Annotated in this window: 13 protein-coding genes; 2 read left to right on the top strand and 11 right to left on the bottom strand. The window is 49.2% G+C overall.

Features of this window, described 5'->3' with window-relative positions:
* Positions 1-4: 4 nt before the first annotated feature.
* A complete protein-coding gene (locus IOQ59_RS10765) occupies positions 5-460 on the bottom strand; it encodes a hypothetical protein (RefSeq protein WP_193953289.1) in 456 nt (151 codons plus the stop codon).
* Between the two features lie 625 nt (positions 461-1,085).
* Here IOQ59_RS10765 and IOQ59_RS21615 point away from each other — a divergent pair.
* Positions 1,086-1,256, top strand: coding sequence for a hypothetical protein (locus IOQ59_RS21615; RefSeq protein WP_371871855.1), 171 nt, complete (start codon positions 1,086-1,088; stop codon positions 1,254-1,256).
* A gap of 384 nt (positions 1,257-1,640) precedes the next feature.
* On the opposite strand, the gene IOQ59_RS10775 is transcribed toward IOQ59_RS21615, so the two are convergent.
* A complete protein-coding gene (locus tag IOQ59_RS10775) occupies positions 1,641-4,436 on the bottom strand; it encodes a bifunctional aconitate hydratase 2/2-methylisocitrate dehydratase (protein WP_193953291.1) in 2,796 nt (931 codons plus the stop codon).
* Between the two features lie 601 nt (positions 4,437-5,037).
* Here IOQ59_RS10775 and acnA point away from each other — a divergent pair.
* Entirely contained in the window at positions 5,038-7,755 is a 2,718-nt protein-coding gene (gene acnA / locus IOQ59_RS10780) for an aconitate hydratase AcnA (protein WP_193953292.1), read from the top strand.
* Between the two features lie 98 nt (positions 7,756-7,853).
* Here acnA and IOQ59_RS10785 read toward each other — a convergent pair whose 3' ends face one another.
* The 9 genes from IOQ59_RS10785 to mtnK all read right to left on the bottom strand — a co-directional run bounded on the left by IOQ59_RS10785 (position 7,854) and on the right by mtnK (position 18,865).
* Positions 7,854-9,137, bottom strand: coding sequence for a methyl-accepting chemotaxis protein (locus tag IOQ59_RS10785; protein ID WP_193953293.1), 1,284 nt, complete (start codon positions 9,135-9,137; stop codon positions 7,854-7,856).
* A 116-nt stretch (positions 9,138-9,253) separates the two neighbouring features.
* Complete coding sequence (locus IOQ59_RS10790) at positions 9,254-10,327, bottom strand: protein-glutamate methylesterase/protein-glutamine glutaminase (protein WP_193953294.1); 1,074 nt, start codon at positions 10,325-10,327, stop codon at positions 9,254-9,256.
* A gap of 119 nt (positions 10,328-10,446) precedes the next feature.
* A complete protein-coding gene (locus tag IOQ59_RS10795) occupies positions 10,447-11,070 on the bottom strand; it encodes a chemoreceptor glutamine deamidase CheD (RefSeq protein WP_193953295.1) in 624 nt (207 codons plus the stop codon).
* Positions 11,070-11,912, bottom strand: coding sequence for a CheR family methyltransferase (locus tag IOQ59_RS10800; RefSeq protein ID WP_193953296.1), 843 nt, complete (start codon positions 11,910-11,912; stop codon positions 11,070-11,072). The genes IOQ59_RS10795 and IOQ59_RS10800 overlap by 1 nt, the downstream gene beginning before the upstream one ends.
* 27 nt (positions 11,913-11,939) lie before the next feature.
* Positions 11,940-13,874 (bottom strand): methyl-accepting chemotaxis protein, encoded by a 1,935-nt coding sequence (locus tag IOQ59_RS10805; RefSeq protein WP_193953297.1) that lies wholly within the window; start codon positions 13,872-13,874, stop codon positions 11,940-11,942.
* 119 nt (positions 13,875-13,993) lie between these two features.
* Positions 13,994-14,515: a chemotaxis protein CheW gene (locus IOQ59_RS10810; RefSeq protein ID WP_228050836.1), complete on the bottom strand. Its 522-nt coding sequence runs from the start codon at positions 14,513-14,515 to the stop codon at positions 13,994-13,996.
* Between the two features lie 40 nt (positions 14,516-14,555).
* Positions 14,556-17,156 (bottom strand): chemotaxis protein CheA, encoded by a 2,601-nt coding sequence (locus IOQ59_RS10815; RefSeq protein ID WP_193953298.1) that lies wholly within the window; start codon positions 17,154-17,156, stop codon positions 14,556-14,558.
* 54 nt (positions 17,157-17,210) lie between these two features.
* A complete protein-coding gene (locus IOQ59_RS10820) occupies positions 17,211-17,480 on the bottom strand; it encodes an STAS domain-containing protein (protein ID WP_193953299.1) in 270 nt (89 codons plus the stop codon).
* A gap of 176 nt (positions 17,481-17,656) precedes the next feature.
* Positions 17,657-18,865 carry an S-methyl-5-thioribose kinase gene (gene mtnK / locus IOQ59_RS10825; RefSeq protein WP_193953300.1) on the bottom strand — a complete coding sequence of 403 codons (1,209 nt, stop codon included), beginning with the start codon at positions 18,863-18,865 and terminating at the stop codon, positions 17,657-17,659.
* Positions 18,866-18,952 lie beyond the last annotated feature (87 nt).

Below are 18,952 nucleotides of genomic sequence, written 5' to 3' on the forward strand. Positions count from 1 at the left end.
ATCCTTATATAACGGGTAAGAACTGTCCATTAACCACTACCGCTCTGTCGACCGGCAGTTCCAATAACATTCTACGATCATCAGCTTCAATAGCGTGACTGATAACTTTTCTGGCACGTGGTGCGAGCATGGCTGACACCTGCTCAAAAATACGCCTTCGTAGCGTCGGACCTTTCTTGTCCAGAATCCACAGCAAGTCCATTAACGCGCCGGCCAACTCATCACGTTTCCCAAGTGCCGTTGCCATGTAGATGCGGCGCACATGGTTTTTGAGCGAATGCGGGTTACCCGCCACAAATCGCGTGTAATGATAGAGGTTACGCTCACTCTGTACCCCACGGTAGATGAGATCATCCTGACTCAGGGCTTCAAATGCCGCCTGAATCCGTTGGGTTTTATCACTATTGAGTTCCGCATCCAGTTCCCAATCGGAAAGTGCGGCCCAGATCTGCGAGGTCACAGACTCAGTCTCCATACAGAAAATAAAGCAATAACAAGATACCTGTTAAAGGCATCTTAAACTATCGTTCATCTAACCTAAATCTGGCTAGAAGGCGTTCTCTTGACAGATATCAAACAGGTGTTGGCGTATTAAAGCACGTTGTACTAACGTTATGCCACCAAGTGCATTACGATAATTTATAATTTCTGCCGGGGACCTTTTCATCATCCCGTCACATTGGTAACTGCAACGTTCCTTCTGCTTAAATATCAACCCGCTAACCCACCTAAACATACTGAACGGCCATGCCGCACACGCAAAAAGAATGATCCCCAGATTATCGACAATACTTAACCTTGCAGCCTGTTTTAGGTAGTACTCGAGACGCCAATCAATAATCGCGACCTGTCGGCACACACAGAAAACGGCCAAATGTTCGCCACGTGGCGACAACAGATGAGAGCGTAACCGCACTTGAAGCTTATCGTAAACATGTAGAAGAAGCCGCTGCTGAAGACCTGCCAGCAAAACCACTGGATGCTGATCAAACAACCGCTCTGGCGAGCTACGGAAGAACCCGCGCGCTTACGAAGAAACATTTAACCATCCAGATACCCCACTGCATGCCAATGCAATGCCGAAGATGGCACGTGATGGAATCATTCCTAAGAAGCATGATTCTGTAGACCGGCCGCAGAACCAAATAAAAGAAGTTAAAGCGAAAGCCCCCCCTGCAGCACACTTAAACAATGTTGCATCTACAGGCTCTTCGCGTAAGCCTGCAACCAACTCTGTTTGGTTTTCGCGAGTTTAAGAGTTCAATGCAGCACAATGCCAATCAAGAAAGCCGAGCTGATCGATCAGGACGCGCGGGGCATACTACTGACATACAACGTTATCTGAAGAGAGGTCAGTCAAGCGGCTTTTACATTTGCTTCTATGGTATTTGATAGAAATCTATCAGAGACCAAATTTAAAACTGCCTACCCGCATATTGCTGTACAGGTAATAGTAGAGACTGGTGCACAAGCCGTATCAGGAACAGAGAGACGATCGGCGAAGATTTTATGGCCTGTAGGTTCAGAGAAAAACCCAGCTTACAATACTTTAAATACCCTTGTTCAGAATGAGAAAACTAACCCACAAACAAAAAAAGCCCTGAGTAATCAGGGCTTTTTGCTAGTCACGTTATCAGTGATTAGATACGTGTAGCTGGGATCGCGTGAGGAGCTACGCTCAGATCTTCGCTTGGTGGAGTGAAAGTAGTCAGGTTGATACCCTCAACGGCTTCTTTGTACTCTTCCAGAGTCGGGAAGCGACCCAGGATACAAGACAGTACAACCATTGGAGTAGAGCCCAGCAGGGACTCACCTTTCTTCTCTGCAGTATCTTCTACAACACGGCCCTGGAACAGACGGGTAGAAGTCGCCAGTACGGTGTCACCCGCTTCCGCTTTTTCCTGGTTACCCATACACAGGTTACAGCCAGGACGTTCCAGGTACAGAATGTTTTCGTACTTGGTACGTGCTTCTTCTTTTGGATTCTCGTCAGAGAATTCGAAGCCAGCGTATTTCTCCAGCAGCTCCCAGTCGCCTTCCGCTTTCAACTCGTCAACAATGTTGTAAGTTGGTGGCGCAACAACCAGTGGCGCGTTAAAGGTGATAGGACCTTTCTTCTCCAGATTACGCAGCATCGCAGCGATGATCTGCATATCACCTTTGTGAACCATACAAGAACCGATGAAGCCCAGGTCTACCTGACGGCCATCGTAGTAAGAAGCCGGACGGATCACATCGTGGGTGTAACGCTTGGAGACGTCTTCGTTGTTTACGTCTGGGTCAGCAATCATTGGCTCATCGATTGCGTCCAGGTCAACAACCAGCTCAGCGTAGTACTGTGCGTTGTCGTCCGGAGCCAGAGCAGGTGCTTCGCCGGATTTAACTTCAGCGATACGCTTGTCAGCCAGGTCGATCAGACCCTGCAGCATGCCCGCTTCGTTTTCCATACCTTTGTTGATCATGATCTGGATACGAGACTTAGCCAGTTCCAGAGACTGGATCAGCGTCTCATCAGTAGAAATACAGATAGAAGCTTTCGCTTTCATTTCTGCAGTCCAGTCGGTGAAGGTGAAGGCCTGGTCAGCCAGCAGAGTACCGATCTGCACTTCGATTACACGACCCTGGAATACGTTTTCGCCAGCGAACTTCTTCAGCATCTGCTGCTGAGTCGCGTGTACGATGTCACGGAAGTCCATGTGAGGCTTCATGCTGCCTTTGAAGGTTACCTTCACAGACTCTGGGATTGGCATTGCCGATTCACCAGTCGCCAGTGCGATCGCAACGGTGCCGGAGTCAGCCCCGAACGCAACACCTTTAGACATACGGGTGTGAGAGTCACCACCGATGATGATTGCGCGGTCGTCAACTGTGATGTCATTCAGTACTTTGTGAATAACGTCAGTCATGGAGTGGTAAACGTGTTTCGGATCACGCGCAGTGATTACGCCGAACGCGTTCATGAACGCCATCAGCTTAGGCGTGTTAGCCTTAGCTTTGTTGTCCCATACAGACGCAGTGTGACAACCAGACTGGAAAGCACCGTCAACGCTTGTAGAGATAGTAGAAGCAGCCATTGCTTCCAGTTCCTGACAGGTCATAGGACCGGTAGTGTCCTGAGAACCTACGATGTTCACTTTAACGCGAACGTCAGAACCGGTGTGCAGAGGAGTCTTAGAAGTAACACCTACTGCGTTACGGTTGAAGATTTTCTCAACCGCAGTCAGGCCCTGACCTTCGTGAGAAATCTCTTTAGACTGAGCGTATACCGCTGGCGCTTCAACACCCAGAGTTTCAGCAGCGAACGTTTGCAGTTTCTTACCGAAGGTTACCGCGTAAGAACCGCCAGCTTTCATGAATTCCACTTTTTGTGGGGTGAAAGCATCTGAGATGTCAGCCAGCTCTTCGTCACCGTTGTACAGTTTCTTCGCTTTGGTATCGATAGTCAGAACCGTACCCGTAGCAACGGAGTAAGCTTCTTCCAGAACTGCGTCGCCGTTAGCATCACGAACAACTTCGCCGTTAGCGTCAGTTTTCTTAACCCAGTTTTTCAGGTCAAGACCGATACCGCCGGTTACACCAACAGTCGTCAGGAAGATAGGCGCGATACCGTTAGTACCCGCAACGACCGGACGGTTGTTGATGAATGGGATATATGGAGAAGTTTTCTCACCAGCCCACAGTGCAACGTTGTTAACACCAGACATACGGGAAGAACCTACACCCATAGTGCCTTTTTCAGCGATCAGCATCACTTTAGCATCAGGGTTAGCTTTGCCCATCTCAGCGATTTCCTGCTGAGCTTCTGGAGAGATCATGCACAGGCCGTGCAGTTCACGGTCAGCACGGGAGTGAGATTGGTTACCCGGAGACAGCAGGTCAGTGGAGATATCACCTTCTGCAGCGATGTAGGTAATAACTTTGATCGTCTCTGGGATATCATCCAGCTTGGTGAAGAACTCAGCTTTTGAGTAGCTTTCCAGGATCTCTTTAGCGATGGCGTTGCCCGCTTTGAAAGCGTCAGCCAGACGAGCGGTGTCTGCGTCGTACAGGAATACCTGAGACTTCAGAACTTCGCCAGCCGCTGCAGCCTGAGCGTCGTCAGACAGTGCGATATCCAACAGAGCTTCAACAGAAGGACCACCTTTCATGTGAGACAGCTGCTCTAGTGCGAACTCAGGAGAGATTTCTGCAACCGTTTCTTTACCCAGAACGATGTCTTTTAGGAAAACCGCTTTAACGCCAGCCGCTGGAGTAGTACCAGGTAGAGTGTTGTAGATGAAGAAGTTTAGAGAAGCTTCGCGCTCTGCATTACCCGTGTCTTTAATCTGGGCAATGATCTCGGATAGCAGTTCGGCACTATCGATTGGTTTTGGGTTCAGACCTAGGTCCTTTTTACGAACCTCAATTTCTTCTAGGTACTCAGAATAGTAGCTCATAGCGTCCAACGTCTCACTTAGATCTAGTTATGATTTGCGGACGGATTATAAGGAAAAAGGTACAAGCAGCTCAATCAAAACTACTTAAATGAAACTTATAGTCGCTATAAATAGAAAAAATACCACTAAAATCAAAGTCTTCCTGAAGGTATACATTGGTTGTACTGTAGTTTCTATTTCTATATGAAGGACCGTTTTTTCTGTAAATAGCAATCATTTTCATGGCTAGTTGTTTATCGTGCCTGAGTTCAACCTCCCCTCTATCATCGGCAAACCCATCTATAACCACAACATGCCATGAATTCTGCATTGCATAAACGAGCCCTATCACGTTTAAAGTTGCCAAAAACTTCTATACGCACTAGCAAATAGTCGCAGATTGTATGTAATTCAGACGAAATCATTCCAATATCACTTGATTTACAGCTCCTATTGGCTAACATTGTCGACAATCTCAACAAAGTAAAAACTTATGGTGCAGGAAATAGCGGTTCGCTTGACGGCTGAATATACGACTGACAAGCCGCTTCAACAATAAGCGGTTGCTCGTGCAATAAAGGTTGTAGGTTCAGAAACGTCCTATCTGCGTGAGGTATAAAAAATGACAAGTCCTATCGATTTCGATCCATCCAGTTCTGTTAAAACTCTCCCCGGAACGAAGCACAACTACCACAGTCTTCCAGATACCGCAGAACGGTTTGGTATCGACCTTGATGCATTACCTTTTTCACTTCGCCCTATCCTTGAAGGTATTGCCCGAAATGTTGGCCAGAACGGCGTAAGCGCAGAGCAGGTTCAGGCGCTTGGTGGCTGGACAGAGCATCAGGGCAAACAGCCGATCGAAATTCCTTTCACAGCAGGCCGTGTCATTATGCACGACCTGAGTGGCACGCCCGCCATTGTGGATTTTGCTGCCATGCGTTCAGCGGTTCAACGTATGGACCTGGACCCTGCAATCATTGAGCCTCTGGTACGCGCAGATCTGGTTATCGATCACACGGTTACCATGGACAATACCGGTAGCCCTGCTTCTCTCAGAATCAATGGCGAGCTGGAAGCGGAAAGAAACAAAGAGCGTTATGCATTCCTGAAATGGGGCGCGCAGGCATTCGACACCATCCGGATTATCCCACCGCAAACCGGTATCGTTCACCAAGTTAACCTGGAATATCTGGCACAAGGCTATCTCAACATGAATGGCCTGATGATTCCGGATACCCTGATCGGTATGGATAGCCATACGCCAATGGCGAACGCGCTGGGTATTGTGGGCTGGGGTGTTGGCGGTATCGAAGCCGGTGCGTCTATGCTTGGCCAACCGATGCAAATGCTGGCACCAGAAGTTGTGGGCGTTGAGCTTACAGGGGCACTACGAGAAGGCGTCACCGCGACTGACCTGGTACTGACAATCACGGAAATGTTGCGTAACTATCCGGGTGGTGTTGTTGGTAAGTTCGTTGAATACGTCGGTGAAGGCTGTGCCAACCTATCCCTGCCTGACCGTGCAACCATCGCAAATATGTCGCCTGAATATGGCGCAACCATGGGCTTCTTCCCATTTGATGAAGTCTCTGCCGACTATATGAGAGCAACCGGAAGGGATGGCGATCTGCCACTGGCTTATTACAAAGCACAGAATATGGCCTGGACGCCGGGTCAGGCGCTTCCTCGCTATACCGATCTTCTGCAGCTGGATCTGTCCACGGTTGAACCGTCTGTGGCGGGTCCGAAACGACCTCAGGACCGACTACCGCTGGCTGAGATCGGTAATGTATTCAGAAAAGCGGCGACTGAAGGCGACCGTAATCCGGAAGTTGCAACCGTTACCCCAATGAAAGCAGACGAAGCGGGTATTTTCGCGCCTCTGCCTGAAAGGGAACTAAAAGACGGCGATATCGTAATCGCGGCGATCACCGCCTGCACCAACACATCCAACCCTGGCTTGCTGATCGCGGCTGGCTTGCTGGCCAAGAAAGCAAACGAACTGGGCATGAAAGTACCGGATGGCGTAAAAACGTCTCTGGCCCCAGGGTCACCGGTTGCGACCGACTTCTTAACCAAAGCGGGACTGCAGCAACATCTGGATGCACTGGGCTTTAATACCGCGGGCTACGGCTGTACAACCTGTGTGGGTAACTCTGGCCCTCTGGCACCGAGTATAGAAGAAGCATTGCAGAACCACGATATCATCGCTGCGTCTGTATTGTCCGGTAACCGAAACTTTGAAGGTCGCGTACATCCTGATGTGGACGCCAACTTCCTGATGTCACCACCGCTGGTTGTTGCGATGGCGATGGCAGGCAACGTAAACATTGACGTGACCACTCAGCCACTTGGTCAGGATGCAAACGGAAACGATGTATTCCTCAAAGATATCTGGCCAAGCAACGCTGAAATTACTCAGACCATGAATGAGTGCATGAATCCGACGGCCTTCCGCGAAACCTATGAGAACTCTCTCGACGGCCCGAAAACCTGGCAGAACCTTGAATCGCCTACCGGCCCTGTTTATGACTGGGATGCAGATTCCACCTACATCCAGGAAATCTCTTTCTTCGACGGTTTCTCTCTGGAAACACCTGAAGACGCACTGAACAATATCTCAGGTGCGCGCATGCTGGTGATGTGTGATGACAACACAACAACTGACCACATTTCCCCAGTAAGCCGTATCCGCCCGGACTCTCCTCCTGGCGAATACCTGAGTTCACAAGGTGTGGCAGACGGCGACATGACATCGCTTGGAGCACGCCGAGGCAACCACCACGTGATGCTGCGTAGTATCTTCGGCAACGTTAAAGCCAGAAACCTGATGCTGCCTGGAACTACTGGCGCTGTAACCAGTTTTCACCCAGCTGAAGGTGCGCCAACGGAAATGTCTATTTACGACGCTGCTGCGCGTTACCGTGAAGAAGGCACCTCCACCGTTGTGTTTGGCGGCAAACTGTATGGCACCGGATCATCACGTGACTGGGCTGCTAAAGGGCCTGCATTGCTGGGTGTCAGAGCGATTATTGCTGAAAGCTTTGAGCGTATTCACAAATCCAATCTGGTGGGGATGGGTGTTCTGCCTCTGCAGTTACCGGAAAGCGTAACACGTGCATCTCTGAATCTGGATGGCACAGAAACGTTCGACCTGAATGGCATTGATACGCTTGAGCCTAGGGGTTCTGTAGAGCTGACCATTAACAGAGCGGATGGCTCATCACAGCAGATTGAGCTGGCTTCACGTGTTGATACCTCGTCAGAGCTGGATCAAATCCGTCACAAAGGCATCTTGCCGATGGTATTGCGAGATATTATCGCCTCGAATACTTAATCACTTCGTGTGATTCTGAACCTACTTCGGTAGGTTCAGCCTGATACAAAAAAACCCGCTCAATGAGCGGGTTTTTTATTACTTAGGATTAACCTGAATTAGCGATCAACCTCTTCCAGATCGGTTAACAACTCAAGAACCTCAACAGACGCTGCTTCAACACGCTCAATACGCTGCATTGCCTCTTTGACCCGCCCACGGTTATATAGCTCTACCGCCTGAATTCCACGCTCATGCACCTGCTTATGCGGAATTGCCAGCTTCACGAAGCTCGGATGATGCTGATAGGCCGGTATATTCACACTGCTATACCAACGCCCCAAACGGCACGTATGATGATTCGATAACTCTGACGCATTTAGCCCTTCTCGTCCTGCAACCATATTGGTCAGACGGCGCTTCCAGATCACGTGATCTGATTTCGCCAGCTTCACAACCTTGCCCGGCACTTCAATCCCGGCCATCACATTGATGCGGCTGCTGATTAATCCATCAACCTCATCCATCGTATCTAACACATGATCTATCTCTGAAACATTCTCCGATGTGTGAGACGCTATATCAGCAATACCTGCAGCCACATCCTGTGCGGCCACATCCTGCTGGGTCAGGGTCGATGCAATTTGCGTAGAAATCTGATTGACCTGATCAATATTGCTCCGAATATCGGCCATAAGATGGCCCGCCTCACGCGCGGAATTTTGCCCCTCATTGATTGCCAACGTACTGGCATCAATCTGCTGAGCCACTCCGCTCATCTCTTCCTGCAACTCATGCAACAACTGCTCTATCTGGCGCGTTGCATCCGACGTGCGAGAAGATAACAGGCGCACTTCGTTCGCAACAACATTAAATCCCGCCCCCGCCTCTCCTGCACGCGCCGCCTCCACCGAGGCATTCAGAGATAACAGGTTGGTCTGAAAAGCGATGCTTTTAATATCCTCAGCAATAGCGGAGATTTTTTTAGTAAAACCGGTAAAAGCACGGAGCTTGGACAAAGTGCTATCAACACGCTCTGCAATTGTATCCATGCTGACAACGGTTTTTTCTACCGCCACTTCACCGGACTGAGCCACGCGATAAGCCCCACCGACCTCATTCACAATACTGTCAGAGTTACGCTTAATCTCTTTAACTGAAGCACTCATCTCTTCGGCGGCCGACGCAATCTGCTGCGTGCGCTGATCAATTTCCCGTAAGTGCATCTGCACGTTGGCTGAATAGATGCCCGTCTCATTGGACTTAATGGAAAGGTCAACGACATCATCCAAATCACCTAATGCACGTCCACGCAAATGGTCAATCAGTTGCGCTAACGTTTGTGAAACCTGATCATCCCCCACCGGGGCCACCGTGTAATTTCCACTTAGCACGGCGTTCATACACTGGATCAAATCCTTATCCCTCTGCAACGATGCAGTAGAAGACCTGGTATGAACCTCACTACCTGGTAAAACAGATTCAAACGACATCTGACAACCTCTTCCCAATATTAGCGCTACACACCGCAGCTTTTACGAACCGCCTCCATTATGCGGTCTGGAATACGTGTTAATGGCTCAACTTTCTGCGCGGCGCCAAGCTTAACGGCTTCACCTGGCATCCCCCAAACAACACTGCTCTTTTCATCCTGAGCGATAGTCATCGCCCCAACATTCCGTAGATTCAATAACCCTTTGGCGCCATCATTTCCCATACCGGTCAACAATACACCGACTGTGTTTTTTCCAACCGTTTGCACAACGGAGTCGAACATCACATCGACACTTGGGCGGTGTCTATTTACTGGCGGGCTTTTGCTCAAACGACAACGCATATTCGAACCTTCACGCACAACCAGCAAATGATCATCCCCTGGTGCCAGATAAGCATGCCCCGGTAAAATCAGATCACCATCCTCAGCCTGCTTAACCGTGACAGCGGATGACTCATTAAGGCGCTTAGCGAAAGGCGCACTAAAGGATTCAGGGATGTGCTGAGAGATAACAATCGGCGGACACTCCGCCGGCATCATTCTCATCACATCTTTTAAAGCTTCAGTCCCACCCGTTGAAGCACCAATAGCAATCATTTTGCTTTTTACTTTTGCCCGCTCCAGCGGATCCCGCATACTCAAACCATCTACAGCCGCGCCCCCCGCCACTTCAACTTTCGCACGGGTACGCGACAGCGAAGACATATTTGCCCTCGCTGCAGCTTTAACTTTCTGCAGAACTTCAGTTTTATACTGATCGATATCGACATGACTACCTGACGGCTTTGTCACATAGTCAAACGCCCCCAATTCCAGCGCATCAAGCGTTTCCTGCGCGCCATCAGCCGTATAACTCGATACCATCACCACCGGCATTGGTCGCAACCGCATCAAATTCTTTAAAAACGTAATGCCATCCATTCGCGGCATGGATACATCCAGCGTCAGCACATCAGGATTAAGCAGTTTAATTTTTTCGCGCGCATCATAAGGATCAACAGCGGTACCAACCACTTCAACGTCGGGATCAGCCGAAAGTGCACGTGCTAACGCTTTTCTTACCAGTAAGGAATCATCGACTACGAGTACTTTAATCATGGCTGTATGTCCTTATATGGGGTACAGAACATCTTAAGTGAAGATAACACGTCACCTGAATTGCACTCTTCTTACTTAGATACAACGTCATTACCGTATACTTTGCCCAATTGCCAGACTCATTCTGGGCATTCAATTTTATGCAAAAACTTATCCTCTCGACGGCATATATGATCGAGAGATGTATCACGCAATTTTTTAATCAGCAACCGTCCGGTGTCAGGAAAATAGAGCACTTTTCTCGGAAAGCTGTCACCCACATCTTCAGCATGAATTGACAACTTATTTATTGCCAAATACTCACGAACGAAGGCGATATTGTGATCGCCTATATCACTGCTCGCAGACATCAATTTGCCTCCGCCTGTGACCTTAACTTCTAAATTACGACGGTCCGCGCCATGATAGATAAGATCTTGTATCAGCATATCCATAGCGTGGATACCATAGCGTGCGCAGGGCGCTTGCCCAATAATCTCATCATGAACAGACGCGGCATTGCCACCGGGCAACAAAAAGTGATTCATCCCACCGATACCGATGTTTGGGTCACTAATACACACCGAAATACAAGAACCAAGAATAGTCGCTATCGCTTCACTATTTTTCGTGACGTAATATTGTCCCGGTAGTATTTTGGCAACAAAACGCCCTCGTGGAGCATCCCAAAAGCGCCGGACATGACTAAATCCCTGCAATGCTGCTTCAGGCTTTGGATGCGCGGGGTTAGCTAATATATCCATTAAGAATCCCGCTTCTTATACACCGTGTGCCCCAAGCTTTCGAAACGGTTAGTCACTTTATGCAGGGATTCGGAATGCCCGATAAATAAATTACCATGACCCGCCAAATGTCGCGCATAGCCGTCGAAAATACGCTTCTGCGTGGGCACATCGAAGTAAATCACCACGTTACGACAGAAAATAATGTCAAACTCGTTTTTGATAGGCCAAGGCTTGACCAGATTAAGCTGCTTAAACGAGATTCGATCGTTTAACTCCTTCGCAATCTGAACCAGCCCCTGATTTCTCCCGCCGCCCTTTCTAAACCAACGCTGAAGACGCTGTGCATCAATCCCAGTTACTCGATCTGCGGAATAAATGCGGCTGTTGGCGGAAGACAGCACATCGGTATCGATATCAGTTGCCAGAATACGCCAATCCCATGTATCAAAGCCCAGCTTTTCAGCCAACACCATAGCGATGGAGTACGCCTCTTCACCTGTAGAGCAGCCTGCAGACCAAATGCGAATTTTCCGGGATTGACGATTACGCTCCATAATTTTAGGTAACGCATGATCCCGCAAGTAATCAAAGTGATGGCCTTCGCGAAAGAAGGCTGTAAGGTTGGTGGTGATGGCGTTTACAAACGCCACCATTTCATCTTTATTGCGGCCGTCCTCCAAAAGGTCGATGTAATCATCAAAACCTCCTAGATTCAGCGCCCGAACCCGTTTAGACAAACGACTATAGATCAGCTCCTGCTTATTCTCACTGACCACAATTCCCGTCTGGGTCATTACAAGATCACGAATATACTGGAACTCCTGATCGCGTAACTCAAATTCCCTTTTTATCTGTCTCATAAGGATACATCTTCGATCATCCGTAAATTAAAACTCTTCCCAAAACTCATCTTCAGCTTCAACCGGCTGACGAGGCTGAGGAGCAGGGCGTGAGGCAGATCGACGGCCCGATGGAGGCGTTGAATGCCCCGCAGATGAGCGGCGAGAGGCTGGCTGACGACTATCAGAACCGGTATCAAAGAAGCTGATCAGGTTGTTCAGGTTTTGTGACTGATCCCGCATCGATTCACTACTAGCAGCAGCCTCTTCCACCAATGCTGCGTTCTGCTGAGTCACCTGCTCAAGTTGCATGATCGCTTTGTTCACCTGTTCGATGCCGATAGATTGCTCTTCACTGGCAGCCGCAATTTCTGCAACAATTTCACTAACCCGCTTCACCGCCGAAACGATCTGCTCAAGGCTGGAACCCGAATCGCTTACTAAGCGCGTGCCTTCTTCGACTTTCTCAACGCTGTCATTGATCAGAGATTTAATCTCTTTCGCTGCACTCGCACTACGCTGTGCCAGATTACGCACCTCTGCAGCCACAACCGCAAAACCACGCCCTTGCTCACCCGCACGCGCTGCTTCAACTGCGGCGTTCAGCGCAAGAATATTGGTCTGGAACGCAATCTCATCAATCACACCAATAATATCCGCGATCTTCTTACTGCGAGAGTTAATCTCCCCCATTGCAGTAACCGCAGACGCGACGATAGCACCACCTTTTTCAGCCTGCTCGCGCGCACCGCTTGCCAAACGACTAGCATCTTTAACATTATCGGCATTCTGCTTAACGGTACTGGTCATCTCCTCCATGCTAGACGCAGTCTCTTCAAGGCTTGCAGCCTGCTGCTCCGTACGCTGGCTTAGATCGGTGTTACCTGCGGAGATCTGAGTGGCCGCCGTACCGATATTCATTGAAGATTCGCGAATCTCATTGACCATGCCCAGCAGGTTACCAATAGAGGAATTAACCGCCTGCTTCAGCGCACCAAACTCACCCTGATAATCCGCAGTGACTTGCTTGGTCAGATCACCTTCCGACAGCCCTTTAACAACTTCAGAGGCATCATGGATAGGACGGATAATTTCATCCAGCAGGCGATTGATGGACTCACATAAAACCTTATTGAAGCCATCCAGATGCTCGGTTTCCAATCGATCATTTAGATCGCCGTTAACTGCATTAGCAATCAGTTTCTGGATGTTATTTTCCGTTTCAACCTCTTCGGTTAAATCACGCCACTCAACCATATTACCGCGATACTCACCATCACCATTGGTGACCATGGTCGCTGTCACTTCCAACACAACGCCCGGCAGTGTAATTTTACCGGTATAAGGCAAGCGTGAAGCATCAGAGAGCAACGCTTCCTGATGCTTAGGGTTTCGGTGAAACATGTCGATGCATGCACCGACCAGATTATTGACATCAAATTGCGGCAGAAACTGACGCAACGTCGCTTCACGACGTGCAAGCAATCGATGCGCAGCAGGATTGACGAAGGTAATTTTGCGATTCTCATCACAAAGCATCAGCGCATTACTCGCCCCGTTTACACCGGACTTCATGCGATCAGCCTCTTCCTGTGCAGTACGCTGTGTTGTGACGTCATTCCACTGCACAACATAACCGAGCCTTACACCTTCAGCGTTGTATAACGGACGCGTTTCATGCTGAAACAGGTACGGCCCCGGTGTGATATAACCTTTACGAACCTGACCCGGCCCCAGCGCACGCAACATCTGCTTAATAGGCTCAGGATCTTTGTGATAGCGATGAATACTGCCGCCGACAACCTCTGAAGCTCTAAAGCCGGGGATATATTTAGCAATCTCGGATTCTACATTCGTTAAAACCGTTTTTGCCTGCTGATTAATGAAAATAATATTTTCATCAACATCCGCAATCATAATGTTGATTGGAGAATGCTCGAGAATGTCTGACAACACATTTAGATCATCGATGATTCCGGCCATCTTCTGAGTACCTCATCTACGCAGCACGCTATCGTTTGAACTGCGGTGTTATTATTCCTGGCCCATCCATCCCTGAGGATGTAACCCTTCAGGCCCTTCTATTCTTGTCTTCCGCTGAATTAAGCGTTGGCTTCTTTAATCAGTGACAGCTCATCGGAATTGAGTAAGTTGTCGATATCGATCACGATCATTAACTTCTCATCAACTGTCGCTAAGCCTTTTACAAATTCTGAACGCAGCTTGCCACCCAAGTCAGGAGCGGGCTTTAAATCATCAGGTTTAACGTTGTAAACATCGGATACCGCATCAACTACAACACCCATTAAGCGCTCTCGTTCCTCACTGAATACACTCAGCACGATCACGACGGTCATCGGGCCATATTCCAGCGGAGGCAAACCAAAACGCTCCCGAAGATCGATAATCGGGACGATCGCCCCGCGCAGGTTCATCACACCTTTGATATAGTCGGGAGTATTAGGAATAGGCGTGGTTTTACTCCACCCCTTGATCTCCTGTACTCGCAGAATATCGACACCGTACTCTTCCTGCGCGATGATGAAGGTGAGGTATTGATCCTCACCCACAGAAACACCCATACCGAAATTATTTTCTTCTGCGTTCTGCATAGAGCTGCTCATTTACGCTCTCCTGCTTTAATCAAAGCCATTATCCTGCCCCTTAGGTGCCGCTATTACTGGAAAGACGAACAATCGCACCCGCATCAAGAATCAATGACACTGTGCCATCCCCCAATATGGTGGCGCCGGAAATCCCTGTTACCGGCTTAAAATTAGTTTCCAGACTTTTAATAAATGCTTGCTGCTGCCCCAACAGGTCATCGACCTGCAGGCCTATCTTCTTACCATCGCCCTCAACCACTACCAGCAAATCATGCTCTGCTCCCGAGTGATTATGGCGCTTAATACTAAATAACTCGTTCAACTTCACGACTGGAATGTATTCGTCGCGCAGATGGTAAAGCTCCGTCTGACCTGCCACTGTTTTCATATGTTCAGGCTGTATCTGCAAAGATTCAACAATAGAGATCAGCGGCACAATGAAGGTTTCATTCCCCACAGTCACCAACTGGCCATCAAGAATAGCCAACGTCAATGGCAGACGAATTGTGAAGCGGGTACCTTTGCCCTGCTCGGATTCCAGCTCTATGTGGCCACCTAGATCTCGGATATTTCGGCGCACAACATCCATGCCCACACCGCGTCCGGATAAGTCACTCACCTGAGCGGCTGTCGAGAAACCCGGCTCAAAGATCAATTCAAGTGCCTTATCTTCTGGCACCTGCTCATCAGGGCCGATCAGTTCTTTTTCTCGGGCCTTGGCGATAATAACTTCGCGATCCAAACCTTTACCATCATCAATCACCTCAATGACGATGTTGCCACCCTGATGATATGCATTCAGCTCGATGGTCCCGGTTTCGTCTTTACCCGCTTTTAAACGGTCCTGAGGCATCTCAATGCCATGGTCAAACGAGTTGCGCACCAAATGTACAAGCGGATCACCGATCTTTTCCATGACCGTTTTATCCAGCTCAGTCTGCTCACCTGTTGTCACCAGACGGACTTTTTTATCAAACTTTGTGGCGAGGTCACGGATCATTCGAGGGAAGCGACTAAACGCAAAACTGATCGGTAACATGCGGATACTCATCACCGCATCCTGCAATTCACGCGAGTTACGTTCAAGCTGAGCCAAACCATCCCGCAGATGTTCAATCTCCTGCAATCCGGAATCTTCCAACTTCTCACCCAATTGTGCGAGCATCGCCTGCGTAATGACCAACTCACCGGCCATATTGATTAACGCATCAATCTTTTGCGTGCTAACACGAATGGAGCCACCGTTGTCGTTCGCCTTCCGATCTGCAGCCCGGGCACCCGCTTTCGATTTAGGTTTCGCCGCTGGCTTTACCTGCGGCTGAGCATCGGGCACTTCGGTGACGGCTGGTACTTCCGATACCGGGGCTGCATTACTGTCTGCCGTGGCTTCAACTTCGGGTGCCTCTATTTCAATTGCAGGCGCGGTTTGACCAGCTGAAAGCGACTCGCTGCCTGGAACTGAATCGACTGCATCAGATACCAGCTCACCGGCATCAACTGCTACCGTGTCATTGATATCACTCACTGCATCCTCTGCTGGCGGCGGCACCATTGCTGATAAGAGGTCGGTCTCGTTATCCGCAGGCGGTATAACAGGCTCTTCTGTTACCCCAAAGTCTTCCGCTGTCATCACAGGTTCTACTGCGTCGCAAGAAGATTCACCCAGTACGGTTTCTCGCAGATAACTGACAGCGTCCTGCCCAGTTTGCTCTTTACGCGCCGCTTCCTGCTCCGCAATGATCGCTCTCAATTGATTCGCATGGGCTTCCTGCAGAGGCTCGATGATGAGCTCGCACTGACTCGCCACAGGTGAGAACACCTCACGGACAGCATCTGAACCCACATCAGTCACTACATTGATATCCCACGCCATGTAGCACTGCTCTGGATTAATGCGCGCCAACCCCGGCAGCACATTGACATCCGATTTTGCATCTACACCACCGAGCTTTGCCAGCTGACGAATAAAATCAAGAGGGTCAAAGCCATTCAGAAACAGATCATGATCAGGAACAAACTGCACCGCCCAGCCCGGTGTCACAAAATCGCCAGGAGGTGCTAATAAGGCATTCATGGTGCTATCGTCATCGGACTCAGACGCTGCTGATTCCAGATCCAACAGATCTAATAACGGATCTTCTGAAGGGGCCTCTGCGAAGCCCAAGGGCTCATCTAGCATCGTTTCTATTTGCACTTCAGGTTGCAGATCAGGTTTCGGTATCTCGGGCTCTGATACAGTTACTGGTGCTGGCGCAGCCATTACGGGCTCACGATTTTCCAATGTCGCCGTCAATCGCTCAACCAAAGAGGCAATCAAAACAGCGTCATTATCAACGCCCTCTTTGATGGCAGCGAACATACCGCGAAGCGCATCCACACATTCCAGTAGCAAGCCGATGACTGGCATATCGATCTTGCGCTGACCTTCGCGGACTTCGTCCAGCAAGGTCTCCATAAGATGAGTAAAACCCGCAACCTCATCCAGACCCAACATCCCGCTGCCACCCTTAATGGAATGCGCACCGCGGAAGATGGTATTAATCAGTTCAGAATCGTCACCGCCGTTATCGAGGTCGAGCAACGACGTCTCCATATCAGAGAGCGCTTCCAGGCTGTCTTCCATCAAAACATCAAGAAATTCGCTAGTATCAATACTCATAGCTTTTGCTCTCGTTCAAACAGATATATCACACACATATCAATCACAACCCAATCACAGCAGACCAAGCTGCTCTTTCAGCCCAAGCAGAGACACCGCATCCGTAAAAGTCGCTGAGCAACCTGTCCAGATGGTTTTTTTGCCACTTTGATTCTGAGCAATAATAAAAGCAGTGAGCGTTTGCAGACTGGCCGCATCAATAGCCGTTACATTTGAGGCATTGAGAGAAACATCAGACTGGGACGCAGCAAGCTCCGTCAGTTGGCGATGGAGACCTCTGACACTTACCACAGTGCAGCTTTCAGGCAGGTTAAATTCACGCATAGAGAAACCCGATAAGTCCTTGTCTAAGAGACATCCTTAGCAATCTTCCCTATATCATCGGCCCACACAGTTAAAGCTTTAACACTTTTATTCCCTTAAGAAACAAAGAAATGACATTCACGCGGCGATGCTGGAGATCAGTACTTATCGGGTTTATAAAGACAAACCGTTCGTGCTTATAACAACTTATAGTTTGAGGAAATCCAGTCGCACACAGACGCCATATCCGTGAAACTACTGCGATACTTAATCAGATGCTGAGCGACCTCAAGAGACAACCGCTCTGCGCCTGCACGCGCCTCAGCATTTTCAATGGATTCGAGATCCGCTACGTGAGACAGACCAATGCTTCGACGAATCATTTCGGTGCCTGCATAACCCAGAGAATCGGTGAAAATCTCAGCCATAAACCAGTCAACATACTCAGTTTGGCTCAGCGTGGGCTCACACCCCTGCTCCTCAATCAACGTTGTAAACTGGATCTCGAACGTAGCCCAAAGCGTCTTGATCGTCTCCAGCAACCATTTCTGATACGCACTCCGTTGCAGCACATCTCCCTCAAGAGCACTTTGCCCAGCATAGTTCAGCAAAAGGTTGCCGATGATCGAGCCCACATCGAACGCGATCGGCCCACAAAACGCGAACTCAGGATCAATGACTTTTGTACCTATTGCGTTCGCAAAAACAGATCCTGAGTGCAAATCCGCATGCAGCAGTGCTTGAGGCTGACCAAGGAACTTGGCCTTCAGCTTCGCGACTTCGAATTTAAGTGCGGAGTCAGTCCATAACGCTTCCGCTTCTATGCGGATGTGATCGTTGATACTGTTTCGTTCGTGATCACAGTAGGGATCAAGGAAGAAGAGATCTTCCGTAATTTTGCATAGATCAGGGTTGGTGAAGCCACTGACCTGATCTTTCTTCTCATAAGAATCAAGATAGAAGTCAGAGGTATAGAAGGCTGTCTGGGCTAGAAAGCGACCCAGATGATTCCCCAGCAGAGGCAATTCCCGACGCTCAATCAGCAGGTGTCGCAGGTTTTCATGGGAACCAATATCCTCCATCACGATGGCACAGAGTTGCTGGTCAAAACGATAAACTTCGGGTGCCAGATCCGGACAGTACTTACCGGCGATTTGCAGCGCTTCCGCTTCAATACGAATACGATCTTGCGACAGCGGCCAACCCTCACCAATGATGCGAACATAAGGCAAGGCTTGCTTCACAATCACACTCAGACCGTGCTGATCGGAAACCCTGTATACAAAGTTGATGTTACCGTCACCAATTTCGCTAACCACCAGCTCTGCATCTGCCGCAAACAAATCCGTGTGCTGCAACACAAACCCAACTAACTCTTCATCCGTTTCGAACTTTTTAAAATTCATAGGGTTACCTTAATAACCTGATACCACTCAATCTGATGTCTTTTACCCTTCCCTGCCCACTCGCCGTTAAAACAGAGAGAGTTCCCC

Origin of the sequence: Pontibacterium sinense, assembly GCF_015209595.1 — a bacterium.
GTDB lineage: Bacteria > Pseudomonadota > Gammaproteobacteria > Pseudomonadales > Balneatricaceae > Pontibacterium > Pontibacterium sinense.

Bases quoted from the DNA above. Each gene is read 5' to 3' on its own strand.
- IOQ59_RS21615 (WP_371871855.1), top strand. From the start codon at position 1,086: ATGGCACGTGATGGAATCATTCCTAAGAAGCATGATTCTGTAGACCGG.
- IOQ59_RS10775 (WP_193953291.1), bottom strand. From the start codon at position 4,436: ATGAGCTACTATTCTGAGTACCTAGAAGAAATTGAGGTTCGTAAAAAG.
- acnA (WP_193953292.1), top strand. From the start codon at position 5,038: ATGACAAGTCCTATCGATTTCGATCCATCCAGTTCTGTTAAAACTCTC.
- IOQ59_RS10785 (WP_193953293.1), bottom strand. From the start codon at position 9,137: ATGAACGCCGTGCTAAGTGGAAATTACACGGTGGCCCCGGTGGGGGAT.
- IOQ59_RS10790 (WP_193953294.1), bottom strand. From the start codon at position 10,327: ATGATTAAAGTACTCGTAGTCGATGATTCCTTACTGGTAAGAAAAGCG.
- IOQ59_RS10795 (WP_193953295.1), bottom strand. From the start codon at position 11,070: ATGGATATATTAGCTAACCCCGCGCATCCAAAGCCTGAAGCAGCATTG.
- IOQ59_RS10800 (WP_193953296.1), bottom strand. From the start codon at position 11,912: ATGAGACAGATAAAAAGGGAATTTGAGTTACGCGATCAGGAGTTCCAG.
- IOQ59_RS10805 (WP_193953297.1), bottom strand. From the start codon at position 13,874: ATGGCCGGAATCATCGATGATCTAAATGTGTTGTCAGACATTCTCGAG.
- IOQ59_RS10810 (WP_228050836.1), bottom strand. From the start codon at position 14,515: ATGAGCAGCTCTATGCAGAACGCAGAAGAAAATAATTTCGGTATGGGT.
- IOQ59_RS10815 (WP_193953298.1), bottom strand. From the start codon at position 17,156: ATGAGTATTGATACTAGCGAATTTCTTGATGTTTTGATGGAAGACAGC.
- IOQ59_RS10820 (WP_193953299.1), bottom strand. From the start codon at position 17,480: ATGCGTGAATTTAACCTGCCTGAAAGCTGCACTGTGGTAAGTGTCAGA.
- mtnK (WP_193953300.1), bottom strand. From the start codon at position 18,865: ATGAATTTTAAAAAGTTCGAAACGGATGAAGAGTTAGTTGGGTTTGTG.